This is a genomic window from Brevibacillus ginsengisoli (assembly GCF_050113715.1).
Classification (GTDB): Bacteria; Bacillota; Bacilli; order Brevibacillales; family Brevibacillaceae; genus Brevibacillus_H; species Brevibacillus_H ginsengisoli.
Window position 1 is genome coordinate 281,197 of sequence record NZ_JBNJQR010000006.1, and the last position, 25,158, is coordinate 306,354.

Annotated in this window: 22 protein-coding genes and 1 riboswitch; of the genes, 18 read left to right on the plus strand and 4 right to left on the minus strand. The window is 46.2% G+C overall.

Features of this window, described 5'->3' with window-relative positions; translation table 11 throughout:
* The first annotated feature begins 61 nt into the window (after positions 1 to 61).
* The 7 genes from ACQCN2_RS14680 to ACQCN2_RS14710 all read left to right on the plus strand — a co-directional run bounded on the left by ACQCN2_RS14680 (position 62) and on the right by ACQCN2_RS14710 (position 8,424).
* Positions 62 to 1,411 (plus strand): NAD(P)-dependent oxidoreductase, encoded by a 1,350-nt coding sequence (locus ACQCN2_RS14680; RefSeq protein ID WP_426929705.1) that lies wholly within the window; start codon positions 62 to 64, stop codon positions 1,409 to 1,411.
* A gap of 86 nt (positions 1,412 to 1,497) precedes the next feature.
* The gene (gene preA / locus ACQCN2_RS14685; protein WP_426929678.1) at positions 1,498 to 2,757 is read left to right on the plus strand and encodes an NAD-dependent dihydropyrimidine dehydrogenase subunit PreA; all 1,260 of its coding nucleotides are present in this window, start codon (positions 1,498 to 1,500) and stop codon (positions 2,755 to 2,757) included.
* Positions 2,758 to 2,835: 78 nt separating this feature from the next.
* Entirely contained in the window at positions 2,836 to 4,221 is a 1,386-nt protein-coding gene (gene hydA, locus ACQCN2_RS14690) for a dihydropyrimidinase (protein WP_426929679.1), read from the plus strand.
* A 24-nt stretch (positions 4,222 to 4,245) separates the two neighbouring features.
* Positions 4,246 to 5,142 (plus strand): nitrilase-related carbon-nitrogen hydrolase, encoded by an 897-nt coding sequence (locus ACQCN2_RS14695; protein ID WP_426929680.1) that lies wholly within the window; start codon positions 4,246 to 4,248, stop codon positions 5,140 to 5,142.
* 5 nt (positions 5,143 to 5,147) lie between these two features.
* Entirely contained in the window at positions 5,148 to 5,693 is a 546-nt protein-coding gene (locus ACQCN2_RS14700; RefSeq protein ID WP_426929706.1) for a hypothetical protein, read from the plus strand.
* A 249-nt stretch (positions 5,694 to 5,942) separates the two neighbouring features.
* Complete coding sequence (locus ACQCN2_RS14705) at positions 5,943 to 7,799, plus strand: ATP-binding protein (RefSeq protein WP_426929681.1); 1,857 nt, start codon at positions 5,943 to 5,945, stop codon at positions 7,797 to 7,799.
* A gap of 28 nt (positions 7,800 to 7,827) precedes the next feature.
* A complete protein-coding gene (locus ACQCN2_RS14710) occupies positions 7,828 to 8,424 on the plus strand; it encodes a hypothetical protein (RefSeq protein ID WP_426929682.1) in 597 nt (198 codons plus the stop codon).
* 44 nt (positions 8,425 to 8,468) lie between these two features.
* Here ACQCN2_RS14710 and ACQCN2_RS14715 read toward each other — a convergent pair whose 3' ends face one another.
* From ACQCN2_RS14715 to ACQCN2_RS14730, 4 genes are all read right to left on the minus strand, one after another.
* Positions 8,469 to 9,959, minus strand: coding sequence for an NCS1 family nucleobase:cation symporter-1 (locus ACQCN2_RS14715; protein ID WP_426929683.1), 1,491 nt, complete (start codon positions 9,957 to 9,959; stop codon positions 8,469 to 8,471).
* A gap of 201 nt (positions 9,960 to 10,160) precedes the next feature.
* Complete coding sequence (locus ACQCN2_RS14720; protein WP_426929684.1) at positions 10,161 to 11,924, minus strand: UbiD family decarboxylase; 1,764 nt, start codon at positions 11,922 to 11,924, stop codon at positions 10,161 to 10,163.
* A gap of 117 nt (positions 11,925 to 12,041) precedes the next feature.
* Positions 12,042 to 12,641, minus strand: a complete 600-nt coding sequence (locus ACQCN2_RS14725; protein ID WP_426929685.1) for a GNAT family N-acetyltransferase — start codon at positions 12,639 to 12,641, stop codon at positions 12,042 to 12,044.
* Positions 12,642 to 12,811: 170 nt separating this feature from the next.
* Positions 12,812 to 12,988 carry a hypothetical protein gene (locus tag ACQCN2_RS14730; RefSeq protein WP_426929686.1) on the minus strand — a complete coding sequence of 59 codons (177 nt, stop codon included), beginning with the start codon at positions 12,986 to 12,988 and terminating at the stop codon, positions 12,812 to 12,814.
* 166 nt (positions 12,989 to 13,154) lie between these two features.
* Here ACQCN2_RS14730 and ACQCN2_RS14735 point away from each other — a divergent pair, with 166 nt between their 5' ends.
* The 11 genes from ACQCN2_RS14735 to ACQCN2_RS14785 all read left to right on the plus strand — a co-directional run bounded on the left by ACQCN2_RS14735 (position 13,155) and on the right by ACQCN2_RS14785 (position 24,710).
* Positions 13,155 to 13,499 carry a hypothetical protein gene (locus ACQCN2_RS14735; protein ID WP_426929687.1) on the plus strand — a complete coding sequence of 115 codons (345 nt, stop codon included), beginning with the start codon at positions 13,155 to 13,157 and terminating at the stop codon, positions 13,497 to 13,499.
* Between the two features lie 81 nt (positions 13,500 to 13,580).
* Positions 13,581 to 13,691, plus strand: a riboswitch (TPP riboswitch).
* Positions 13,692 to 14,066: 375 nt separating this feature from the next.
* On the plus strand, positions 14,067 to 14,849 hold the full coding sequence (locus tag ACQCN2_RS14740; RefSeq protein WP_426929688.1) for an ABC transporter ATP-binding protein: 783 nt from the start codon (positions 14,067 to 14,069) through the stop codon (positions 14,847 to 14,849).
* A gap of 53 nt (positions 14,850 to 14,902) precedes the next feature.
* The gene (locus ACQCN2_RS14745) at positions 14,903 to 15,616 is read left to right on the plus strand and encodes an ABC transporter permease (protein ID WP_426929707.1); all 714 of its coding nucleotides are present in this window, start codon (positions 14,903 to 14,905) and stop codon (positions 15,614 to 15,616) included.
* Between the two features lie 16 nt (positions 15,617 to 15,632).
* Positions 15,633 to 16,664, plus strand: a complete 1,032-nt coding sequence (locus ACQCN2_RS14750; protein ID WP_426929689.1) for an ABC transporter substrate-binding protein — start codon at positions 15,633 to 15,635, stop codon at positions 16,662 to 16,664.
* Positions 16,665 to 16,858: 194 nt separating this feature from the next.
* Positions 16,859 to 17,767, plus strand: a complete 909-nt coding sequence (locus tag ACQCN2_RS14755) for a hypothetical protein (protein ID WP_426929690.1) — start codon at positions 16,859 to 16,861, stop codon at positions 17,765 to 17,767.
* A 128-nt stretch (positions 17,768 to 17,895) separates the two neighbouring features.
* Entirely contained in the window at positions 17,896 to 18,315 is a 420-nt protein-coding gene (locus ACQCN2_RS14760; protein ID WP_426929691.1) for a MaoC family dehydratase, read from the plus strand.
* A gap of 8 nt (positions 18,316 to 18,323) precedes the next feature.
* Positions 18,324 to 19,610 carry an acetyl-CoA hydrolase/transferase family protein gene (locus ACQCN2_RS14765; RefSeq protein ID WP_426929692.1) on the plus strand — a complete coding sequence of 429 codons (1,287 nt, stop codon included), beginning with the start codon at positions 18,324 to 18,326 and terminating at the stop codon, positions 19,608 to 19,610.
* A 237-nt stretch (positions 19,611 to 19,847) separates the two neighbouring features.
* Entirely contained in the window at positions 19,848 to 21,614 is a 1,767-nt protein-coding gene (locus tag ACQCN2_RS14770) for an aromatic amino acid hydroxylase (protein WP_426929693.1), read from the plus strand.
* A gap of 137 nt (positions 21,615 to 21,751) precedes the next feature.
* On the plus strand, positions 21,752 to 23,275 hold the full coding sequence (locus tag ACQCN2_RS14775) for a two-component system sensor histidine kinase NtrB (RefSeq protein ID WP_426929694.1): 1,524 nt from the start codon (positions 21,752 to 21,754) through the stop codon (positions 23,273 to 23,275).
* A gap of 72 nt (positions 23,276 to 23,347) precedes the next feature.
* Positions 23,348 to 24,058: a cytochrome c biogenesis CcdA family protein gene (locus ACQCN2_RS14780; RefSeq protein WP_426929695.1), complete on the plus strand. Its 711-nt coding sequence runs from the start codon at positions 23,348 to 23,350 to the stop codon at positions 24,056 to 24,058.
* 16 nt (positions 24,059 to 24,074) lie between these two features.
* On the plus strand, positions 24,075 to 24,710 hold the full coding sequence (locus tag ACQCN2_RS14785; RefSeq protein ID WP_426929696.1) for a TlpA family protein disulfide reductase: 636 nt from the start codon (positions 24,075 to 24,077) through the stop codon (positions 24,708 to 24,710).
* Positions 24,711 to 25,158: the final 448 nt, after the last annotated feature.

The window sequence follows — 25,158 nt, forward strand, 5'->3', positions numbered from 1 at the left end:
GTAATATCAGGTGAAAATGGATGTGAGAAACGGAGGAACGGCCATGACCAATCAGCAGTCAATGAGTGCTTCGGTTGAAGAGTTGCGCAAGAATTTTGTGGAAGTAGTTCCCGCGTTGAAACCCAAAGAAGCGATTGATGAGGCGAATCGATGCCTGTATTGCTACGATGCCCCCTGTATCAAAGCGTGTCCAACCGGGATTAATATTCCGTCATTTATTCAGAAAATTGCGACAAGAAATCTGATTGGGTCAGCCCGAACGATTATGGAGTCGAACCCGGTTGGCGCCAGCTGTTCCCGAGTATGTCCAACAGAAGAGTTGTGTGAAGGGGCTTGTGTACTTAACCATGCTTCCAAGCCGATCATGATTGGATTATTGCAGCGGCACGCAACCGATTGGGCGATGAGGTCCAACGTTCAGTTGTTCCAAGCGGCTCCATCCAATGGTCATAAAGTTGCCGTTGTGGGAGGTGGACCGGCCGGCTTGTCAGCAGCTCGGGAGTTAGCGCGGTTTGGTTACGAGGTGACCATCTATGAAGCCAGAGAAAAAGCAGGCGGGCTCAACACCTATGGCATCGTTCCATTTCGCTTGCCGCAGGAGATTGCCTTATGGGAAGTGTCTCAGGTGGAAGCGCTTGGGGTGAAGTTTCACTACGGTACACAGGTGGGTCTTGATGTGAAGGCAGAGGAGCTTTTAGCGGAGTATAACGCTGTCCTCTTGGCAGTGGGGATGGGCGAAGTGCCGCAACTCGGGATTGAGGGTGAAGAGCTGAATGGGGTACTCGATGCGATAACGCTAGTAGAGGAGGTTAAGACCAGAGAGCTCTCCACACAGTTCATCGGCAAAAAAGTAGCGGTAATCGGCGCGGGAAATACCGCGATTGACGGGGCTACCTGTTCCAAACGTCTGGGTGCCGAACAAGTGCAAATACTGTACAGACGGACTCGTCAGGAGATGACGGCCTACGAATTTGAATATGAATTCGCCAAACAAGATGGCATTGAGTTTCGATGGTTGGTAGCTCCGACCAGAATCCTTGGAAACGAGGGAAAAGTAACAGGTCTTGAATGTATCCGCATGGAACTTGGCGAGCCGGATGCCAAAGGGCGCAGGAAGCCAGTTCCTGTTGCGGGTAGTGAGCATGTCATCGAGGTGGACTACGTTGTTAAGGCGATTGGTCAGAAGCGCCATCTTGGATTGATTGATCTGTATGGCCTGGAACATGACAACGGGGTCGTCCGTGTAGAACAAGAAACTTTTGCGACATCAAGAGAGGAAGTATATGCGGCGGGGGACTTTGTGTTCGGTGGCGGTCAGACCGATGCGATGGTCGTCGATGCAGCTGAGCAAGGGAAGAAAGCCGCTTACGCAATCCATGCAAGCCTTCAAGCCAAATCAACAACCATATAGATACAGTTCAGGATTACAACCGAGTAGACAACACTGTGAATGATTCAAAATGAATCTCTCATTATCCAATACAAGGAGGTAAGAACATGGCTGATTTGCGTACACATATCGCTGGAATTGAGTCACCCAATCCATTCTGGTTGGCTTCTGCTCCTCCAACGAATTCTGGGTATCAGGTACAAAGGGCATTCGAGGCGGGCTGGGGAGGGGCGGTTTGGAAGACATTAGGTGAACCGATTATCAACGTGACCTCTCGTTTCGCTGCTTTTCATAGAGGGAATCAGAGAGTCCTTGGGTTTAACAACATTGAACTTATTACCGATCGTCCGCTGGAAGAAAACCTGAAGGAAATATATGAAACCAAGAAACTATTCCCCAAACACACGGTGATTGCTTCCTTAATGGTAGAACCAAAGCAGGAGAAATGGCACGAAATCGTCAAGCAGGTGGAAGCGGTCGGAGTGGATGGATTGGAATTGAATTTTGGATGTCCACACGGAATGGCAGAACGTGGTATGGGGTCTGCCGTTGGCCAACAGCCTGATTTGATCAGACAACAGACGGAATGGGTGAAAGAAGTCGCGCAGACACCCGTGATCGTAAAGCTGACACCGAACATTACCGACATTCGCTTTACCGCACGTGCGGCCTCACAGGGTGGAGCCGATGCCGTAAGCATGATTAACACGATCAACAGTTTAATGGGCGTGGACCTTGACAGGTGGCTGCCGATTCCGCATGTCGATGGGAAGGGCGCCCACGGTGGCTATTGCGGACCCGCCGTGAAGCCGATCGCTCTCAACATGGTAGCCGAGTGCGCGAGAGATTCGTTGGTAGGCATTCCGATCTCGGGCATTGGCGGCATCTCCACATGGAGTGATGCCGTTGAATTCCTCCTCATGGGGGCTTCCAACGTGCAGGTATGCACTGCGGCGATGCACCATGGCTTCCGAATCGTCGAAGACATGATTGATGGACTGAACAATTATTTGGATCAACGGGGAATTGCCTCGGTGATGGATCTAGTCGGCAAGGCGGTTCACACCTACTCCGACTGGGGCAATCTCAACCTGAATTATAAGATCGTGGCACGTATCCATGAGGAGACCTGTATCAACTGCAACAAGTGCCATATCGCTTGTGAAGACACCTCCCACCAATGTATTGACATTGTGAAGGATCAGGATTTAGGTAAAGAGCGCCTAGTGGTACGTGAGGAGGATTGTGTCGGGTGTAATTTGTGTTCCATCGTGTGTCCAGTTGAAGGAACGATCGAGATGGTCGAGATCCCTTCAGATCAACAGCCGCTAAGCTGGAACCAACGACAATCTGCTTTGGGAAGCTAGTCATGATAAACAGTCGAGAAGCATAGGTTGAAGCAGGAAGGCTCGTCTTAACATACCAAGGAAGCGGGGGGATTGAACATGCAGAAGGTGATCCGTGGAGGCACAGTGGTAACGGCAGCGGACACATTTATGGCGGATGTAGCCATTCAGGGCGAAACCGTTGTGGCGATTGGGCATGATTTGCCTACAGATGGGGCGGAAATCATTGACGCAAGCAGATGTTACGTTTTTCCGGGAGGGATTGATCCGCATACGCATTTGGATATGCCTTTTGGGGGAACGACAACGGCTGATAACTTCGAGACTGGGACAAGAGCAGCGGCCTTCGGTGGGACGACGTCGATCATTGACTTCTGCTTAACGACCAAAGGCAAACCCCTTCAGCAATCAATCGCAACCTGGCACGAGAAAGCAAGAGGCAACGCGGTGATTGATTACGGATTTCATTTGATGGTAGCCGAGGCGAATGAGCAGGTTCTTCAGGAGTTAGGCGACGTTGTGAAAGAAGAGGGAATTACCTCCCTTAAGGTTTTCATGGCTTATAAAAATGTGTTTCAGGCAGATGATGAGACATTATTCAAGACTTTGATCAAAGCCAAAGAACTGGGAGCGCTCGTTCAGGTGCACGCCGAGAATGGAGATGTCATTGACTATCTGACGAAGAGTGCCTTAGCGCAAGGTCATACAGAGCCGATTTATCATGCTCTGACAAGACCTCCGGAAGCGGAAGGGGAAGCAACAGGTAGAGCGGCCGCGCTTGCCGCCTTGGCCGATTCCCAGCTCTATGTGGTGCATGTCTCTTGTGCCGATGCAGTGTCACGGATCGCGGAAGCTCGGGAAAAAGGCTGGAATGTCTACGGTGAAACCTGTCCGCAATATCTCGCTTTGGATATCAGCTATCTTGAGAAGCCAGACTTCGAAGGCGCCAAATACGTGTGGTCACCACCCTTGCGTGAGAAGTGGAATCAAGAAGTCCTCTGGAACGCTCTGAAAAGTGGAATCTTGCAAACGGTCGGTTCCGATCAATGTTCCTTCAACTTCGAGGGGCAAAAAGAACTAGGTCGTGGAAACTTTACCAAAATTCCCAACGGAGGGCCAATCATTGAAGACCGATTCGGCATTCTTTATTCCGAGGGTGTCTATAAGGGCAGGATCAGTCTCAATCAATTCGTCGATCTCACGTCCACTAAAGTCGCCAAACTATTCGGTCTTTACCCGCGAAAAGGAACCATTGCCGTTGGAACCGATGCCGACCTGGTCATTTTTAACCCCAACGTAACTCGTACAATCTCCGCCATGACTCACCATATGAACGTGGACTATAACCCCTTCGAAGGTATGGAGGTTCACGGTGAGGTACGAGATGTCTTGTCTCGAGGAACATATGTCATCGCCAACAAGCAGTTTGTCGGCACCAAAGGAGCAGGGCAATACCTGAAGCGGGCTACTTTTTCTCGGCCATAACTTTTCCATTGGAGGGGATTATCCATGCCTAATAAAGTGAAAATCGGTTTGATTCAAGCTAGACATGAAGTGAACGGTGATGAACCTGTCCACGTTCACAAGGAGAAGGCAATCGAGAAGCATGTCAGAATGGTTCGTGACGCAGCTTCCCAAGGAGCACAAATCATTTGTTTGCAAGAGATCTTTTACGGGCCCTATTTCTGCGCGGAGCAAAAGACTAAATGGTATGAATCGGCAGAAGAGGTGCCCAACGGACCAACAACCAAACTGTTCCAGGAGCTGGCGCGTGAGCTGGGAACCGTGATTATTTTGCCAGTATATGAAGCTGCGGGAATCGGGATTTACTACAATACTGCCGCGGTGATTGATGCGGATGGCACGTATTTGGGCAAATACCGCAAACAGCATATCCCGCATGTGGCGGCAGGAGAACCAGAAAAAGGCTGCGGGTTCTGGGAGAAATATTACTTCAAGCCAGGCAATCTCGGCTATCCTGTGTTTGAGACGGCCTTTGCCAAGGTTGGTGTATACATTTGCTATGATCGCCATTTCCCAGAAGGAGCAAGATTGCTAGGTCTTAATGGAGCAGAGATCGTGTTTAATCCGTCAGCTACCGTAGCGGGGCTCTCTGAATATTTGTGGAAGCTGGAACAGCCAGCGCATGCCGTAGCGAATGGCTATTATGTCGCAGCGATCAATCGGGTAGGCTTTGAGGGGCCGTGGAATATGGGAGAATTCTACGGGCAATCCTATCTGGTCGACCCTCGTGGACAGTTTGTAGCTGTTGCCTCTAGAGATCAGGACGAGGTCATTGTGGCTGAGATGGATAAGAACCTCATCCACGAAGTGCGTGACCAGTGGCAATTTTATCGGGATCGTCGCCCCGAAACCTACGAGAATATGGTGAAACTTCTTCCGTGAACCCGATGAAAACCCCTATCGTTGTAACCGCCTACCGAGGAGTAGAGTATCAAGAGGCCTTGCATGCCATCAAGCGACAGCAATATTTACGAGATGAACGGCGCTGTTTTGCCGATGGTATCCAAGCCAAAGCAGTATTTGGCTCCGGAGTGTATCTCGTGAGCAACCAGCAAGTGGCGGCGGAGTACGCATACTGTCACGCCGAGTCCTCCTGGGATCAAGCGGCCATACTCGAACAGCGGCTTGAATTGCGTCGTCCCAAGGTACTGGATTCGAGGTATGGAGAAAATGAATTGCGAGATGAGGCCCTCTACTGGAAATACAGCAAAGAAGAGATGGATACCGTAGCTTCCATCCTTCAGCCTCAAGATTGGCTGCGATGGAGTGGGGAACAGATTCGCGAATATTTGATAGAACGAGGCTACGACAGTATACTGTTTCATTTACGTTCCGATCTTCTATACTATGTTAGTTATGAACCCGCTAACCAAATCAGCAATATTCGACTGCTGCATCGCTTTGCCATCTCCCGTCTTGAGAATACTCGCTAGCCAATACTCGAAAAAATGTTTGTATTTAAATAGATCACGAATCCCTGCAGAAGGAAGGGAGCGTGATCTTTTTTTGTAAATAAGAGGCCCCAAGGCTTAGGCATCGAGTTTTCAAAGGGGAAAGGTAACCGAGAAGAAATGTCGAATCTTTAGACAATCAGTAATTTTCGGAAAAATTATATACTGTCATAAAAAAGGTACTCTCTTGGGAACTGCATGTACATGATGATCAAATGAGGGAGTTGACGGATGATCAAAATTTTCAAATTTCCCAACCTCAAGTTTCTCGGCAGATTTAACTATTTTCAGATGCTCGCCCTGATTGGTGTTATTCTGTTTGTTCCCACTCTTATCGGAGGTTATTTATACTTGAATCAGCTTCAAACGGAACTGGTCGCTGTCAAAAAGCGTCAAATTGGAATTGAATTAAGTCGGTTACTCATCCGTTATGTGGAGGATTTGCAACTCTCACGGGGTCTGATGATCGGGGCCATGAATCATGATTCACTTTATGAAATGAAGTACAACGGGATTCATTGGGAAACCAAGAAAGACATTCGAGAGATAGAACAATTTATCCGAAAAAAAGAGGTAGAATCACAAACGGTTAGTAAATGGACGACCCTCAAAGCGCGCTCGCATGAAGTGAAATTATCGGATGGGGCTAACTCTATTGACAAGGAGATTGAGCTTCAAACAACATACATAAAAGATATCCTGGAATATGTTAATTATGTCAAAGAAACCTCTAATTTGGCGCTAGACTCAGAAAATACGAGCTTATATTGCATTGACCACATGTTGGAGACCATTCCAGATTTAACAGAGGTACTAGGGAAGTTCCGTGTAATAAGCCAGATGAGTTACTATCAGCCTTCCTACCAGGAGAGTCAGCGATTGCAGATGATCTCCTTACAATCACTTCTAGCCGCTAAGCTAAATGATTTACAACATCAAACTGAGATGATTGATCAATTGGTTTTGCCGAATAATATGAATGACGAAGCCATTGAGAAAGAGTTGAAGGAAAAAAGTCAAATGATTGTTCACCAAGTCAAGCAAGTCGATTTCCAAGCACCGAGTGGACAATTTGAACGGATCACAGACACAATCACCGACTGTTTTTCCTTCTATCAAACAGATTTAAATATTTTACAAGAGATCTATTTTGATAAAAAATATGCATTAATGAAAAAAAGAAATTCTATTTTCATCTTGTTTGTTGTTATGTTAATTGTAATGATCTATGGATTTTATCGGGTTTACTTTTCGTTGCAAAAAACGGTCCGCAATTTAAAAGACGCCTCGCAAGCGATCATAAGCGGTGATCTCCCTCCGTCATCTAAGGTGAGCATTTCAAACGATTTTCTGGATCTTGGGGATAGCTTTAATCAGATTACCCAGAATCTTCATCAGCAAAAGATTAGCGTTATGGGTCAGATGGCAGCAGGTATGGCCCATGAGATTCGGAATCCGTTGACTTCCATTCGAGGCTTTACACAATTCATGAAACATGGACTTCAGAAGGGGGAGATCGACTCCGCAACATTTTTGCAGTATATCGATATCTGTCAGGATGAGATCGAAGCGATTGAGGGTCTTGTGGCCAACTTTTTGATTTTGGCAAGAAGAAATGAAGTGGCTACCAGCGAGCTTGAGACGATTCATTTGCAGACCGTTTTACATCGGGTGCATGAATTATCCAAACATTTTGTGATTGAAAAAGATGTAAATCTTACCTTTCGCTATGACGACGAGTCATGCTGGGTGACGGGGGTCAGAACCCATATTGAACAGATTGCGCTTAACCTGGTGAAAAATGCGATTGATGCCGTATCCGTTGGAGGCAAGGTGTCGCTTAGAACGTCTGTTGACGAACGAAAAGGACAAGCGGTCATTACTGTGCAGGATAATGGAGTGGGAATATCCAAGGATCGGATGCAGCATTTATTTGAACCCTTCTACACGACAAAAGAAAAAGGAACAGGGATTGGCCTCTCTATTTGCAAGAAGCTTTTGGAAGAAATGTCCGGTAGCATTGATGTTGAATCGGAGGAGGGATTTGGAACGACGGTAAGTTTTCGCCTCCCGCTGTTTCTTGATTAAATTGAATGGTTGAAGAGGTGATCCAGAAGTGATAGACTTGCAGTCACAACGCCTGTGGAATGTGGTCGGTAAGATCATCCTCACTTTGTATGTTTTGTTTTGTGGATGTTTATATCTTGGTTATTGTTTTATTATCAATTTGTTGCATTCCTCCTTCAGCATCGTGAGCGTTCCTGCTGTCGTGCTGCCATTTGTCGTGTTACTGGCCTTGCTGTGGTTACGCTGGAGAAGGAAACCATCCGAGGAGAAACAGAAAGCTAGAACGATCTATCTCATCACAGCGCTCGCAGGTTTGTTTGCTGTTCTCCTCATGATCTTTATCTTGGGAGTGCACGAGTTTCAAAATTCGTTTCATCACGAGCGGTGGCGAACTGAGCAAGATAAACGAGTCTTTATGGTAGATGACTTGCTGCAAAGACACAACTTGAGCGGAATGAACCGGCAAGCGATTTATGAGCTACTGGGCAATCCAAGTGAAACGGAGTATTTTAAGGAGAAAGATAATATCGTCTATTGGCTCGGTCCAGGAAGAGGGCTTGTTGGAATAGATAATGAATGGCTTGTGATCTGGTTTGATGCGAATGATCGGGTTACTCGCTATGAGATTACCATTACATCCACATAAACATGCAAAATGCCCCCCTATACACAGGAGGGCACTTCATTTTTCTAAACGCTTCTTTTTACCTTGCCAAATGAAGTGATGTTATGGTAGTCAGAAAGCGTGAGGATGCTCTTGTCTTTCTTCATGAAGAGAGTGTAACAGATTAAGGAGATGAATAGCCCGAACGTCCAGGCATTATCCCACAGGAACGAGAGAGCAGGAATGAACTTGCCGAGCAAGGGGATGACGATTCCGATCAAAAGCGCCCAGATCGCCTTGGAGTTAAATCCAGACTGATAATTGTAGATTCCATTCGGCTTATACAGCTCTACAAGATTGATCCTTCGTTTACGAACCAGCCAGTAATCGGCAATGGCGATTCCTTCAATTGGGCCGAGAAGTGCTCCGTATGTGCCCAACCATCCGAAGATATAGTTACCGAAATTATCTAGCAGGTACCATGGCTGCATTAGCAAAGCGAAGAGTCCAGTGATGATGGCTCCCGCGCCAAAGGTAAACTTGCGAGGCCAGAGGTTTTCAACTGCACGTGCTGGTGCCACAATGTTCGCCGCTACGTTGGTCGTAATGGTAGCAAGCACAATTCCAAGCGTGCCTAAGAAAATGACGAACGGTGAGAATTTGGCTAGGATCGCCGCAGGATCCCAGATCGCTTCTCCATACAAAACAACCGTTGCGGATGCCACAGCTACCCCGATAAAAGAGAAGAAGCCCATTGTAGTCGGCAAGGAAAGTGTTTGCCCGACAGCTTGTGCCTTTTGACTTTTCGCATAGCGGCAGAAATCAGGAATGTTCAAGGCAAGTGTAGCCCAGAACGCGATAGCTCCAGTAAGAGAAGGGAAGAAAATTTTCAAGAAATCTCCGGTTGAAGTCAATTTGGAAGGAGCGGAGAGCATAGGCCCCCAACCCCCGGCAGCCGTCAGTGCCCAAGCGAGTAAGGCGAGAGACATGACAATCAGAGTAGGGGCTGCCCAGAACTCCATCCGGCGTATCGCTTCTGGACCTCGATAGGCAAGCCAGACATTCAATGCCCAGAACAGGATGAAAGCGATGCCTAAGTGCCCAGGCACATTCTCCCAGCCACTCATGGCAACAAGTAAGGTGTCGATAGATGCGCCACCAAACCAACAGTTAATCCCAAACCAGCCGGCACCAACAATCGCGCGAGCAATCGAAGGGATATGCGTCCCTTTTGCCCCAAACCAGAGCCTTGCATAAACGGGGTAGGGAATACCAAACTTGGTTCCTGCATGGGAATTCAATAAAATCGGGATAAGGACGATACAATTTCCCAATATGATCGTGAAAATCGCCTGCCACCAGTTCATTCCAAGCGATACCAAACCTGCTGCCATCGAGTAGGTGGGAAGACAGATCGCCATCCCGATCCACAGACTGGCAAAGTTATACGAAGTCCAGTGATGCTCTTGCTTCGTGGTTGGCCTCAAGCCTTCGTTAAAAAGTGGACTGTCCTTGATTTGATCCAGACCTTCTCGTGTCAGTGTAACAATACCGCCTTCTTCTGATTGAAGCTTCATTCTTGATCCCTCCTTTGAATCTTTTTGACAGAAACGTAAGTGGGGAGAGAAGTTGTCTTTCTGTCGAATTTGCTAAAGTATATTTGGCATAGGTCGAAATGAGTACTGAATTTTCAGTCTATTTTAGGTGTGATCAAGTAACAAACTCAATGTGAACATAAGAAAAGCACCCAGCAAATGAACCTGCTGAGTGCTGTCTTTTTACATATTGGGGAAATATTCCTTCCAACGACTGGTAACCAATTGATCGATGTCAGGGTGGGTAAGGACCTCACCCGGGTAGAACGGCTTCATGCGGGAATCGAACACGAGTGGCCCTTCGTATCGAATCTTGTTGCGCAGAATGGATGCTTTGGCGTACAGGTCGTGTGCTGGATCGAAGCGGGTGTAGACCGTCCATAAGAAGCTGCTCTCTCTCTCGGCGATAGTAGCGTCATCGACCAGACAAATCATTGGCCACTCCTGAAGGTGTTGATTCGCATAATCGACGAGGCGGTTGGCGATTTCAGGATCTTGCTCAAAGCTTGGGCCAGAGATCACCAGACAGCCCGGACAGAAGGATTCGATTTGGGTGATTCCAGGAATTCCTTCACCCTGGTAGCGATGTGGCAATTCGCGAACAGGCTCGCCAATCCCCAACATGACCCCTTTGCTTCCGTGATTGAACTTGCGACCAGTATAATCCAGCGTGTCGTTCGATGTGTCGTTAACGATTAACAGATCTCGCTCAGGCTGGAATCTGGCCAGGATAATCTCCAGGAACTGCTTGAAGTTGGACAAGTCGCAAGGAACATCGGAGACCATGAGGAACTTGGTCAGAGTCAATTGACCTTCGCCCAGAATGCGGAAGGCGTGGGCCATCGCTTCTTTATAGTAGCTTTCGCGGACGATGGCGCCTGCGAGAGCGTGGAATCCGGTTTCTCCATAAGTCCAAAGTGATTTTACACCTGGCATCACTACAGGGAAGAGCGGAGACAAGAGACTTTGCAAATAATCGCCGATGAAGTAGTCCTCTTGACGCGGTTTGCCCACTACGGTAGCAGGGTAGATTGCGTCTTTGCGTCTCCACATTTGATTCACTTGAAAAACAGGGAAATCATGAACCCAGGAGTAGTACCCAAAATGGTCGCCGAACGGCCCTTCTGGACGTCGAACATGTGGGGGAACAACGCCGCCAAACACAAACTCGGCTTCCGCTACAATTCGGTGAGCGTGGTTTGGCACTTCCACCATGTTGAGTTTATCCCCCATTAAAAGAGAAGCAAAGATCAATTCCGGTACCATCTCCGGCAATGGAGCTATGGCAGATACGATCATGGCAGGCGGGCCGCCAATCGTCAGGGTAACCGGCAGCGCTTGGTTGCGTTTCTCCGCTTCAAAGTGGTGGAAACCGCCGCCCTTGTGAATTTGCCAGTGCATACCAGTGGTATTTTTATCGTAAATTTGAATCCGGTACATTCCGAGATTATGTTCCTTGGTTTCTGGATGTTCGGTATAGACAAGCGGCAACGTCACGAACGGTCCGCCATCCTCATGCCAACTGGTCAATGCGGGAAGCTGGGTCAAATCGACATCCCTTGTTGAAACTTGGGTAACCGGTGCATGCGAAGATGAGATATTGCGAGTCCCGGTTTTCATCACGCTCATCAGAGGGTCTCGCAACTCCCATAAGGAAGAGAGCTTTGGTGGCAGAAGGCGATCCATTGCCCCGACCAGCTCTCGGACGATCCGTTCCGGTTTCGGTCCAAATGCCATATTGACGCGATCCACTGTACCAAACAAGTTGGTGACGACAGGAAAGGGCTTTCCTTTTACATTGGTGAACAAAAGGGCAGGGCCTTGTTCCTCAATGACACGACGATGGATTTCCGCCAATTCTAAATGAGGATCGACTAGAGCATCTATCTGGATTAATTGTCCTTCCTTGCGCAGCTGCTCAAGAAAAGAACGTAAATTGGTATGCATAACGAATAAGTCACCTCAACTAATTCACTCTTCTAAAGCCTTTTTCACTCCTTTCTACTCTACACGATGAGAACAGCTTGTTCTAGTCCTTCTTCAGGAATTTTGGCAAGAAATGTGTTAGATACGTGTATTTTGCCCAAGAATATGGATTAACTTCTCTTTCACACCAGCCCATTCTGATTGTACAATGCTAAAAAATACAGTGTCTCGCACATAGCCGTCCTGGATAATCATGTGATTGCGAAGAATGCCTTCCTGCACTCCGCCAATTCGAATGATCGCTCGTTGAGAATTGCGGTTACGCAGATCGGTTTTAAGCTGCACCCGAATACATCCCAAGGTTTCGAAGCAATGCTTGAGTAAAAGGTATTTACATTCCGTATTGGCGGCTGTTTTCCATACGGAAGGCGTCAACCAGGTAAAGCCAATCTCCAATCCGCTATCCTTTGGCGAAATATTAAGAAATCGGGTGCTGCCTATGACTTGATTATTCCGTTGATCAATGATGGTGAAGGGTAATTCCGTTCCTTTGGCCTGATTGTCAAGTGCGGTCTGGATAAACCTGAGCATATCTTCCTTTGTCCGGATGTTTGAAGTCATGTACGTCCAAATCCGTTCATCCTGTGCCGCATTCCACAAACCATCCCAATGTTCAAGCGTGAGTGGTTCAAGTCGAACATCCTTGCCAATTAATGTGACGGGTGCAACTCGCAGCATATCATGATCTCCTCTCAGCTGTTCTGGTTCAATGAAGAAACAGAACAGTTCCTTGTAATTTTGGCTAGATTACTGACAAGAGTCCCGATTGTCAAGACTCATTTTCAGATAAAAAAGACCACTCTCCGTAGAAAGTGGACATTCTAAGGCTTTCTGTTCATCGTTCCATTTTAAAAAATGGACGGCTTCACTACATAAAGCACCACGGAAAACATGAGAAGAGCAAGTCCGCATGCGGTCAGGCTAAGCTGTGGTTTCATGTTTTTGTGAGGACGAGGGAGCACACCGATGACCATCATAATGAAGGAAGACAGGAACATTACGAATAAGAGAAAATAAAGAATCACTGGGAACACCCTTTCGATAGAAAATCACGTAAACAACTTGTTAATATATGTATTAGTTTACTTGATATTACCAGTTAAATCTAGAGGGTTGTCTCATTTCAATGAACAGTGTAAACTACCTTTTGGTAAAACAATGGAATTGGCAAGATAGAACGGAGGAGCGCTTTTGTCTGACATGAACAATCCCACGGTTATCGTCCGTTTAGGAACACAGGCATTTCTCATTTTATGCCGGATGTTTGACGGATTTTATGATGATTTGAAGCAACAACAAGAGATGGATCAGGTGACAGAATCAATCGCCCAATCTCTACTCGGAGGGGTTTCCTATTTGCAGGAACAAGAATCTCCACCTAAAGAAATGAAGATCGAGTTCACATTTTCGGAAGTGTTTTTCTTGAAAAAGCTGACCAATGAAGTGCTGACGCGTTTACCAAAGACCCAAGATCAACGAAAAATGCATGAATGGCTGAACGAATGCTTGAATGCTTTTGATCTTGCCGTTAAATAAAGTATATGTAGTGGGTTTCTGACATATTTATATTTACAGCATTCCTGCCACGTGGTAGTGTGGGAATAGCCAAATTGCATACAAGTACCAAACGGGGGTCGAGCATCGTCGACTGAGAGTGTAACGAGTGTGTTACTTACCGTAGAACCTGATCTGGGTTATGCCAGCGGAGGGAGAGGTATCAGACGAAGCTATTATTTCGGTTTCATTTATGATGAAACTGATTGAGATATTCGTGCAGACAACCATCCGCCGTCGGATGGTTTTTTTGTTTACATATTGGAAAGTTTAATGGCTTTACAGTGGGAAAGTAATTAATCTTTCCTTCCATTCGCGTAAGCCCACTCAAGAAAAGACTTCGTCCGCTTGCAGCCTCCTTGGAAGTGAAGCCTAGCGAAAGAACGGAGAAAGGGATAAGAGTCGCCACTCAACCCCTTTAGGGGCGCGAAGCGTTTGGCGACTCCCTTTCGTAGTGAAAGAGCGGACTTTATTTCTTCCTTGCGAACTTCCACTGAGCGAAAAGGGACGAAGTCTTTTCTCATCCGGCAGAAAAAGAGGTGAAGAAGCTTGGCAGATAAGCTTACTTTTGAGCGAGTGAACTTTGGGTATGATCAAACCCCGATTGTTGAGAATTTATCTCTTGATGTGAAGAAAGGGGAATTCGTCAGCCTGGTGGGGCCGAGTGGAGTTGGGAAAAGCACTTTGTTTCAGCTTGCCAACGGATTGCTTCAACCCCAAACAGGCCAGATCCTGTTAAATGGTAAAGTCACCTGCGACCGCTTGGGCAAGGTGGCCTATATGCCGCAGCAGGACTTATTGATGCCGTGGCGGACGGTGGTGGAGAATGCTGCTCTTCCGCTGGAGATTCAAGGAATTCCTTCAAAAGCGGCGAGGGAACAGGTCCTAGAGCAGCTTCCCTTATTCGGCTTGATTGAATATGCCGATGCGTACCCTCGGCAGCTCTCTGGAGGGATGCGACAGCGTGTCTCCCTGTTGCGTACAACATTGACTGGCGCTGACTTGTTGCTATTGGATGAACCGTTTAGCGCGCTTGACGGAATCACGCGAATGGAGATGCAGGAGTGGTTGCTTCGTTTATGGAGCCAAATCGGCAGTACCGTGGTCATGATCACCCATGATCTGGAAGAGGCCATTCTCTTGTCTGATCGGGTTCTGGTGATCAAGGAAAAACCGATTCGAACGGTTACAGAGATACCAGTTCCAACTGAACGTTGTGTACGCGGTTCTTCACGTCACGAAGCCAGCACGCTGTTGCTTCGGGAAAGAATCTGGCGAGAGCTTCAAAGTCGAACGGACGAGAGCAGTCACCGGGGAGGAGTTGCCACATGAGCTCATCCAAAAAAGGTACGACGTTCATCTATTCCTTCTGTTCCGTCGTCGGAATGATTTTGTTATGGGAAGTCGTGTGCCGTGTCGGAAATGTCCCTCCGTTTATTTTGCCCAAACCTTCAGAAGTGATCGTTTCTTTATGGGAGTTACGCTCGTTGCTATTCGGCGAACACTTCCTCGCCACCTTGGAAGAAGTGCTGCTCGGTCTTGTAAGCTCCATCGCGCTTGGCGTATTGCTGGCCGTACTGATGAGGCTAAGTCCGATATGGGAGCGAATCATTTATCCGCACATTGTCATCTCGCAAACGATTCCGATGATTGCGCTCTCTCCCATTTTTATTATGTGGTTTGGCTATAGCTTGACTGGCAAAATTGCGATTGCCACGTTATTTACGTTTTTTCCGATTGTGGTGAGCACCTATGACGGTTTGGGCTCCTCTCCCAAAGAAATGGTTGATCTACTTCGCACGATGGGGGCCACGCGCGCTCAAATTTTTTGGAAGCTGCAAGTGCCAGCCTGTTTGCCACATTTTTTTAGCGGGGTGAAGGTAGCGGCTACATACAGTGTTGCGGGAGCCACGATCGGAGAATGGTTAGGAGCGAGCGAGGGTTTGGGGTACTTCGGCAGAAGAGCTTCCGGAAACTTTCAAGCATCCGCCTTGTTTGCCTCCATTCTGATCCTATCTGCGATGGGGATTCTGTTATTTTTACTCGCCACTGGTCTGGAACGCAGATGGACGGGTAAAACCAATCGATCATCTAAATGAGAAAAGGAGTAGTACTATGAAAAAAACAGCTTCACGCATCGGATACTTTTTGCTCGCTCTTACGCTGGCAGTTGCTTTGTCGGCTTGCGCCAATCACAGCGCGTCACAACCTGGAACACAAGATCAATCAGCGGCAAACCAAAAGGATCAGGAACTTACCATTGCCCTGGACTGGTATCCCAATGCTGTTCATTCCTTCTTATACGCAGCGGAGGAACAAGGATATTTTAAACAGGAGCATGTAAAAGTGAATCTTCAGATGCCTTCAGATGCCAACGATCCTTTGAAAATGGCTGCGGCTGGGCAAGTAGACGCCGCGATCAGTTATCAGTCCCAAATGATCCAGGCCCGTTCCGAAGGTGTTCCGGTTGTCTCAATTGCCGGTCTCGTGTACAGTCCGCTTAATGTGCTGATGGTACGTAAGGACAGCGGTATTCATTCTCCTAAAGATCTGGCAGGCAAGACAGTCGGTTATCCATCCGTTCCGTTGGATGAAGAAATTGTGAAGCAAATGGTCAAAGCGGACGGCGGAGACGATAGTCAGATTAAATTTGTGGATATTGGCTATGATATCATTCCTTCGTTGACAGCCAAAAAAGTGGATGCTGTGATCGGTGGGTTCATCAATCATGAGCAGCTGATTCTTGAGAAAAATGGGGTAGCAGTAACCGCTTTTGCTCCACATAAATATGGCGTGCCCAATTTTTCTGAGCTTGTGCTTGCTACAAGCGATCAGACGCTGTCCCAAAAACAGCAAGCTCTTCAAGCGTTTCTGCGCGCAGCCCAAAAAGGTCAAGAGTACGTAGCGAAGCACAAAGAGCAGTCAATCGATTTACTGTTGAACAAACAAGCCAAAGAATTCCCGCTTGATAAAACGATTGAAAACAAGAGTCTAGACATTCTGCTTCCACTGATGGACGCAGGCGGAAAACCATTTGGCACACAAGACCCGAATTCCTGGCAACAAGCTGCCGAGTGGATGAAACAAGTGGGATTAATCAAAACAGATGTTCCAGTCGATCAAGTCATGCATAACCTGACTCCATAATGTAATGGACAACAATAAACTTGGGCGCTCACTCGTGAGCGTCTTTTCATTGTCCTTCATATCATAAAGTAAAGGCTTGGCAATCGGCGTATTTTAGAATAAAGTGTACAGGGACATGCGATTTTTCTTGGCTTGGGTTGAATTTGAACAGAAAGCTAACACTTTAGATAGGAAGAATGAATGGAGGTGGTCAGATGAAAAACCGCACCTATCGCATTGGCTATGAACAGGTGAACCGAAGGGAGCTTCTGGAACGCCTGGAACTAAAGGAATGCCTGTTGGTCGAACATAAACGGTTGTCAACTGGTCCATCTGAGTGGGAACAGGATGTACCTCCCGAGGAGGAACGACATGCTGTGTTGGTTCGATACGAGTCAAAACCCGGTGAGTGGATTACTTTTACAGGACTTTATGAGATTCTAAATAGAGACCCCATCCCGTGGATTGAACTTCCCATCGAATATCACTTGTTTGGCTTTGAGCTCATCCCAGGAAATATTCGTCGTGAAAAAGCTCCCCAGGCCAGAGTCCCGGCGAGAACGAAGCTCCACGTTGCCGCGATTCGAGGAGATACCGTATTTGTAACGGTTCCAGGGCACCCTTCGCGCAAATACGAGATGTCCCTTCATCATGCCCGTTTCGCTAAGGACTTTCCAACCGAGCTGGAATTAAAAGTGCAAGTCTTTGCCTTTCCACCTCGTCCGGATATTTTTGTTGATTGGCTTCTTCAGGAAGGGCGCAAAAAAGGAATTGTTTCTTTAGAAAATGGAGACCGCGTGGAGAGAACCGCTTTTCAGGTGTGGGATCAGCTGCGTCAAGAGCTGGGAATGAGCGACAGTGCAGCGCTTATCTCCATCAAACAGGCCTTAATCGTACTGGACCGGGCTGGTTTAGAGACGGAATTTCCCAATCCGAAGCAGGATGTATCCGATCTTTCGGCGATGACCGATGAGGAGCGTGACGCCTTTTATTCGTATCATACGGTAAAAGCAGCCATGTCGGCTGTCGCTGCGCTTCTGACGACACAACCGCGAGATACGCTGCAGGATTTGTTGTTGATGGACATCATGTTAGAGCAACAGCTCAATCGTAGGCGGGAATAGACCGCCTTTTTTCTTTTTTTCACTAAATTGTAGAAAATATGGAAATTTAGATGAATACTGTCGATTCTGAATATGGTAGGGTAATAGGAGTTGTTACTTTTATTACATTGATAATGGAGGGAAACAGAATGATCCAGGAACTTACCTATGAGGATATAAAGCTGGGCGATCAAGCGACATTCTCCAAGACCATTGCCGAAATCGACATTTATCAGTTTGCAGGGATCACGGGAGACTTTAATCCGATGCACGTGGATGCCGAATACGCCAAGAAAACCATCTTTGGTGAACGCATTGCTCATGGCATGTTGACCGCCAGTTTCATTTCCACTGTGCTAGGGATGAAATTGCCTGGACCGAATACCATATATTTAAGTCAGAGTAGTCGATTTCTTGCTCCAGTGAAAATTGGCGACACCGTCAAGGTAATAGTTGAAGTAATAGAGAAAATAGATGCCAAGCGGCAAATTCGACTCCGTACGACCATTGTGAATCAGTCAGACACACTTGTCGTAGATGGAGAAGCACTCGTGATGAAGAAGGGATGACCTTAATTGTGATAACACAAATCGCCAATAAAAAACGAACCGCTGAAGAATTATTGGAATTCATTCAGAACGACGACGATGTGTTGATTCCTTTAGCAAATGGTGAACCACGAGTTCTTTTGGACACTTTGGAAGCGAACGCCGCCAGGTTTCGGAACGTGCGAATTCACCAAATGCACGCGTTAAAAGAACGACCGTATATTCAAGGCGCTTACCAAGGAAACCTGAGACATGTGGCATACTTCCTGAGCGGAGCGACTCGCAAAGCTTACTGGGAAGGGAATTGCGATCTCGTCCCCAATCATTTTCACGAAATGCCGAGGCTTCTCCGTGAAACAACCAAAGCCTCGCTGGTCATGGCAGTCGCTTCCCCAATGGATCAGCACGGATATTTCTCATTAGGTACTCAATCCGATTATATCGCAACATTTATTGGGCAAGTCCCATTCATTCTGGAAGTCAATCCTCAAATGCCCCGCACGTTTGGTAATAACCAAATTCACATCAGTCAAGTAGCCGGATACGTTGAAGTGGATTATCCACTGCACGAAGCCAGAGCACCAGAAATCAGTGAGCTCGATTACAAAATTGCCGATTTTGTAGCTGAGCGAATCGATAACGGCCGAACGCTTCAGGTAGGAATTGGAGCGATTCCGAATGCCATTCTTTCTCGTCTCAACAATCATCAGGATATTGGTATTCATACGGAGCTTTTAACCGATGGGGTTGTGGATCTGGTCGAAGCGGGTGTGGTTACAGGATTGAAGAAGTCAACCTATCGTGGCAAAATTGTTTGTACTTTTGCGTTGGGCACGAAACGTTTATATGATTTTATCCACCAGAACACGGGGGTTGAGTTCCTCACTGTTGATCTGGTCAACGATCCGCGTGAAATTGCCAAGGAAAAACGCATTGTTTCGATTAACGCGACAACCGAGATTGACTTTTTCGGACAGTGCGCATCCGAAACCATTGGGGGTCTCTACTACAGCTCCAGCGGTGGGCAAGCAGATTTTGCGAGAGGAGCGAGATTTGCTTCAGAGGGTAAAGGCTTTATCTGTATGCATTCTACAACCAGGAAAGATACCATCTCTCGCATTCGTCCCCAATTATCGATGGGCTCTGTTGTTACAACCTCCAAGAATGACGTGGACCACGTCGTAACAGAATATGGAGTGGCGTCACTGCGAGGTAAGAGCATTCGGGAACGGACGAAGGAATTAATCAAAATCGCTCACCCCAAATTCCAAGAAGAATTGTTGTTTGAAGCAAAAAAACATGGATTTTTAATCTAGTTTGATATAACATAATACTCACGAAATAGGAGCCGAGCAGACGGCTCTTTTTTCGTTCTTTTATACTAATACGCTTTACAGCGATTAAGCGTGTGAGCGTCTAAGTGCGAAAGAGCCTATCTTGGAGTGTGTCGTCTTTTCTTATCACTTTTTTCAGAGAGTTCATGATATGATGAATGTATCAAGAAAACGCTTACATTACCACGATAGGCAAAAATACCAAGGAGGCATTTTTTCATGAGTCGTGTAGAATCTAGCTTCACTCCCGTACGAGTCCCAGCTCATCTGAAGCAATTTGTGGTTGAGCAGGATTATGCTCGTTATACACCTATCGATCAAGCGGTCTGGCGTTATGTAATGCGTCAAAACAGCAGCTTCCTCGGCAAAAGGGCACATGAAACGTACTTGGAAGGATTGCGTACTTCAGGGATCAGTATTGAGCGCATACCTGATATTCAGGAGATGAATGAATCCCTGTCCCAAATCGGATGGGGAGCCGTTACGATTGACGGGTTCATACCGGCTGTTGCCTTTTTTGATTTTCAGGCACACGGAATCCTACCGATTGCCTGTGATATTCGTCAGTATGATCACATTGCCTATACACCGGCTCCTGACATTATTCACGAAGCGGCTGGACATTCGCCAATTATTTCAGATGAGAAATATCGCAGATACCTAAAGATTTTTGGCGATATCGGTTCCCGGGCACTTTCAACCCGTGAAGATTATGAATTGTACGAAGCGATTCGCTATTTGTCCATAGTAAAGGAAGATCCCGAAGCGACTATCGAACAGATGGAAGCAGCGGAACGAGATCTGGAAGAAAAGGTCAAGGCGGTAACAGAAATTTCGGAAGCCACTGAGCTTTCACGATTGTACTGGTGGACGGTGGAGTACGGACTGATCGGTGATGTAAAGAATCCGCAGATATATGGTGCGGGGTTGCTTTCTTCTGTAGGAGAGAGCATGAGTTGCTTGAAGCCGGAAGTAGCAAAAATTCCATTTTCATTGGAAGCGTGCATTCAAACGGACTTTGACATTACCAAACCGCAGCCGCAGTTGTTTGTTTGCCGAGATTTCGATCAGCTAATCGAAGCGGTACAAGAATACGCCAAAGGAATGGCATTGAATGTTGGGGGCACCGAAAATCTGCTAAAAGCCAAACAGATGGGACAGGTGGCCACAGCCGTATACAGCTCCGGTTTGCAAGTAAGCGGAGTGTTTCATGAAATTGTCCGCAATGAAGAGGGAGAGGCCATTTATCTGAAGACAGCGGGCGCTACAGCCTTGGCATATGGAGATAAACAATTGCCAGGCCACGGGAAAGAGTACCATCACGAGGGTTTTGGTTCCCCGATTGGCAAGCTGAAAAATGCGCAAAAGCCGCTTGAAGCCTATACAGACCACGATCTCTTGGATGCTGGTATTGTATTAGGTAAAGAGGCCGCTTTGACATATGAATCTGGCATTCACGTTACGGGTATTGTTCGTTACATTCATCGAGAGCAAGACAACGTTGTGCTCATTGGGTTTGACGAGTGCACCGTAACGTATGGAGAGCAAACACTCTTCCAAGCGGAGTGGGGGACATTCGATATGGCTATTGGTGAGCGAATTACCTCCGTATTTGCCGGTGCAGCTGACCGCGAAGAATTTGCCGTTGGAACTCATTCTCCGTCCGATGTCAAGACAAGAAGACCAGCCTACCCCGATGAAATCTTGCAATTACATCAAATCTTTCAAGAGATTCGGGCACTTCGTGAAAGTCAAGCGACAACAGATGAAGTTCAATCAGCGGTAACCAAGATCCTAGAACAACTGGATCAACAGTTTCCGCAAGACTGGTTGACAAGATTGGAAATGTTGGAGATATTGACAGAAGCGAAACGATTGCCCGAGATTCAGATTCTTTTGAGAGATAAACTGAATCAGCTTATGAGTGATAGCGAAGAACTAAGCCAGTTGATTCATAATGGTTTACACTTGCTTTCAATCGAATGATCTGGAGAAGAAACACATCACATTATAGGTGGTGTGTTTTTTTTTGCGAGACTTTCCTTTGCAGTAATTTTCGGTAAAAGGTAAAATAAGGGGGGACAAAATTATCGTCGAACCCATTAGGGAGGACCAATCTAATTATGAAGGAAATCGTTGGTTCTATCTTGCGAAGAAAAGCATTTGAGATTGCGGAACAAACAATCACTTCTCTCACGCATCAGAACAAAATGATGACAGCTTTCATAGGCAATTCGGAACATTCGTGTACATATTTAGTTTTTGTTGAAATCCTTCATCTGCTCCTTAACGCTATTCAGTCGGGTAACATGAAGGAATTCTCGATGAAGGCCAAAACTATGTCCCAGTCAACTGTCCAGTATAATATTCCGATCAGACATATCCTCGCTAATTTCAGACAGTTTCGGCAAACGGTTTTAAGAGAAACGCAGAAGCATGCAGAAACCTTCACAAGTCTGGAAGATTATCAGGAACTGTTGAGTGTCGAACGGTTGTTGCAGGAATATTTGGATCAATTTATCGAGATGTTCGTATGTGACTATGAGTATTTCATGCAAGCTGAACCCATGGCGAAGAAGTCTCTTCTGAAAGATGAAGAGTGGTTTGATGAGATGGTGAGTAACGAACTAGCTCAAGTGATTCGATTGTCTCAAGATATCGCTGTCCTCATTATTGATGAGAATCTGCGAATTAAAGAAGTGAATCATGCACTCGCGGAGTTTCTTAATGTAGATCGTGACAAATTGATTGGTGAAAATATTGATGATATTTTCAAGCCGCATGCCCATCAGCGATTCGTCCAATGGGTCGTTGAGCGAGGGGAGTCAGGACATTACATCACAGAAATTGTTGGCAAGTTGTGTACGGTTAGCACGAAACCTATTTATATGCAGGGTGAACTATGGGGAGCAATCGCCATCATTCGCGATTTGACACGTTTCAAGACACTGGAGGATGAGTTGAACAAACGTGAAGCGCTAGCTTCTGTTGGACAGTTAGCGGCTGGGATGGCTCATGAAATTCGGAATCCGCTAACCTCTATCAAAGGATTTATCCAATTGCTTCGAGAACAAACAGGTACCAATGAGGGAAATGCCTATTTTCCCGTAATACTCTCAGAGATCGAGCGAATTGATGGACTGATCAATGATGTATTGGTTTTGGCCCGGTATAGAGATGACCAAATGGTGTCAGAGGATTTTCAGATCATTGAAGAGGTTATTGGTGTCATCAGATTGCTAGAGCCTGAGTTAAATCGACACGGGATCAGCATCAATTTGAAGGTGGATACCAAAACAACCTGGATACACGGCTATCGAGCCAGAATTAAACAAGTGTTGCTTAATCTAATGAAAAACGCCCTGGAAGCACTTGCGGAACAAGGCACTATGATTAGTGTTCATGTTTTTTCTACGATTCATCAGGTCGTGGTTAGCGTGGAGGATGACGGTTTAGGAATCCCTGTTGAAGTCAGAGATCAATTATTTGTCCCCTTTTTCACAACAAAATCCGAGGGGAGCGGGCTTGGCTTATCCACTACAAAGCGTATTGTAGACGACCATGGAGGGGAAATTATCGCGGATAACTCAGAGGTATACGGGGGAGCTCGTTTCGAGGTGCGTCTACCTTTATTATCTGGTAAATAATTCGCCAATCTCTAAACCTTTTCAAGAAAAAGGAAGCAATATTTCTATGGAATTAATATTCTGGGAGGCGTTATGGGAGCAAATCTGACTATTTGGATCGCGTTTGGTGCGGGATTTTTATCTTTTATTTCACCCTGCTGTCTACCTCTTTATCCTTCCTTCTTATCGTATATCACAGGGGTAACGATGGATGAGGTTCGAAAAGGAAAAACGGTTTTTCGCAGGCAGGCCATAACCCACACACTTTTTTTCATTATTGGATTTTCGATCGTTTTTATAGCGCTTGGACTTTCTACTTCTTGGATCGGCAGCTTTTTTTCAGATTACAAAAATCTCATTAGACAACTCGGAGGAATCCTTCTCATTGTGATTGGTCTGGTGATGGTTGGCTTGTTCAAAATGGATTGGATGATGCGTAATTACCAAATTGAATTAAAGAATAAACCATTAGGGTATACTGGTTCTATCTTGGTGGGCATCACATATGCGGCTGGTTGGACTCCGTGTGTCGGGCCAATTCTATCGAGTATTTTGATCCTTGGGGTGACCGATCCGACGAGGGCTTTAACCTATACGATCTCCTATACGCTGGGTTTTGCCGTTCCGTTCTTTATCATGACGTTTTTTGTGAGCCGTATCAAATGGATCGTCAAATACTCCGAGATGTTCATGAAAATTGGCGGAGGACTCATGATTTTATTTGGTTTTTTGTTATATACTGACATGATGACCCGATTAACCTCCGTATTAATCCAGTTATTTGGAGGCTTCACGGGATTCTAGCAGGAGTTGATGAACCATGCGCAAAATCCTTATCTTTGTCGTTTTAGCGATCCTTTTTGGCTCTGCGATTTATAGTCAAATGAAGCATTCTCAATTGCAGACGCAGGCACAGCAACAACTTGGTCAGGCGCAGCAACAGCTTAGTCAAGTACAGCAACAGCAAACCCAGGAAGCTGGTCAATTGGGCAATGGAGCCTCACCATCCACAGATGCTGCTGTTCAATCGAAATCGACTGCCAAGCAACAAGCCAGTTCCTTCTCCTTGAAAGGAATAGATGGCAAAACCTATCGATTCGAAGGGCCAAGAGAAAAACCGATCGTCATTAATTTTTGGGCGTCCTGGTGCGGTCCATGCAGGGAAGAAGCCCCAGATTTAAAGAAGCTGTCTGATACATATAAGGAAAAAGTTGATATTTATGCCGTTAATTTGACTAGCCAAGACAATAGACAAGACGTGAATGAATTTATTAAGAAATATCAGTTTGATTTTCCAATCTTGCTGGATGAAAAGGGAGAAGTAGCCGACCGTTATAAAATCCAAGCGATTCCTACGACCTTTTTTATCGATAAACAAGGGATCGTTCAGCAAACGGTGATTGGGATGATCGATCCTTCCAAGTTGGATCAATATGTTTCCAAAATATTGCCTTAGTTTGAAGAAAAGTCTTCCTGATTTTTGCAGGAAGACTTTTTGCTTTAAATTTAATATGTTCTTGGCTCATTACTGGTAGGTTACAAGGCCATTGTTTGTTGAAAGAGTCAGGAATAAAGGCTACACTCCGTAGTGATGATCAAAATCCTTTTAAGAAGCATTTTTGGTCTGAACGATTTGGAAACTTTTTATTTTTCGATTTAGTGTTGACTTATCGTGACGCTTCGTGCTATATTTTCAAAGTCGCTTCTGACTCAACGAAATAAATGTTGACACGAAGATGAGGATTGATTATAATATTGAACTTGCGATGCTCTTTGAAAACTGAACAATAAACGTTTAGTGAATGAAACACTAGCCAAGCAAAACTGTTTTGAAGTTTAGAATCAACTCAACTTTATTGGAGAGTTTGATCCTGGCTCAGGACGAACGCTGGCGGCGTGCCTAA

Bases quoted from the DNA above. Each gene is read 5' to 3' on its own strand.
- ACQCN2_RS14680 (WP_426929705.1), top strand. From the start codon at position 62: ATGAGTGCTTCGGTTGAAGAGTTGCGCAAGAATTTTGTGGAAGTAGTT.
- preA (WP_426929678.1), top strand. From the start codon at position 1,498: ATGGCTGATTTGCGTACACATATCGCTGGAATTGAGTCACCCAATCCA.
- hydA (WP_426929679.1), top strand. From the start codon at position 2,836: ATGCAGAAGGTGATCCGTGGAGGCACAGTGGTAACGGCAGCGGACACA.
- ACQCN2_RS14695 (WP_426929680.1), top strand. From the start codon at position 4,246: ATGCCTAATAAAGTGAAAATCGGTTTGATTCAAGCTAGACATGAAGTG.
- ACQCN2_RS14700 (WP_426929706.1), top strand. From the start codon at position 5,148: ATGAAAACCCCTATCGTTGTAACCGCCTACCGAGGAGTAGAGTATCAA.
- ACQCN2_RS14705 (WP_426929681.1), top strand. From the start codon at position 5,943: ATGATCAAAATTTTCAAATTTCCCAACCTCAAGTTTCTCGGCAGATTT.
- ACQCN2_RS14715 (WP_426929683.1), bottom strand. From the start codon at position 9,959: ATGAAGCTTCAATCAGAAGAAGGCGGTATTGTTACACTGACACGAGAA.
- ACQCN2_RS14720 (WP_426929684.1), bottom strand. From the start codon at position 11,924: ATGCATACCAATTTACGTTCTTTTCTTGAGCAGCTGCGCAAGGAAGGA.
- ACQCN2_RS14725 (WP_426929685.1), bottom strand. From the start codon at position 12,641: ATGCTGCGAGTTGCACCCGTCACATTAATTGGCAAGGATGTTCGACTT.
- ACQCN2_RS14745 (WP_426929707.1), top strand. From the start codon at position 14,903: ATGATTTTGTTATGGGAAGTCGTGTGCCGTGTCGGAAATGTCCCTCCG.
- ACQCN2_RS14750 (WP_426929689.1), top strand. From the start codon at position 15,633: ATGAAAAAAACAGCTTCACGCATCGGATACTTTTTGCTCGCTCTTACG.
- ACQCN2_RS14755 (WP_426929690.1), top strand. From the start codon at position 16,859: ATGAAAAACCGCACCTATCGCATTGGCTATGAACAGGTGAACCGAAGG.
- ACQCN2_RS14760 (WP_426929691.1), top strand. From the start codon at position 17,896: ATGATCCAGGAACTTACCTATGAGGATATAAAGCTGGGCGATCAAGCG.
- ACQCN2_RS14770 (WP_426929693.1), top strand. From the start codon at position 19,848: ATGAGTCGTGTAGAATCTAGCTTCACTCCCGTACGAGTCCCAGCTCAT.
- ACQCN2_RS14775 (WP_426929694.1), top strand. From the start codon at position 21,752: ATGAAGGAAATCGTTGGTTCTATCTTGCGAAGAAAAGCATTTGAGATT.
- ACQCN2_RS14780 (WP_426929695.1), top strand. From the start codon at position 23,348: ATGGGAGCAAATCTGACTATTTGGATCGCGTTTGGTGCGGGATTTTTA.
- ACQCN2_RS14785 (WP_426929696.1), top strand. From the start codon at position 24,075: ATGCGCAAAATCCTTATCTTTGTCGTTTTAGCGATCCTTTTTGGCTCT.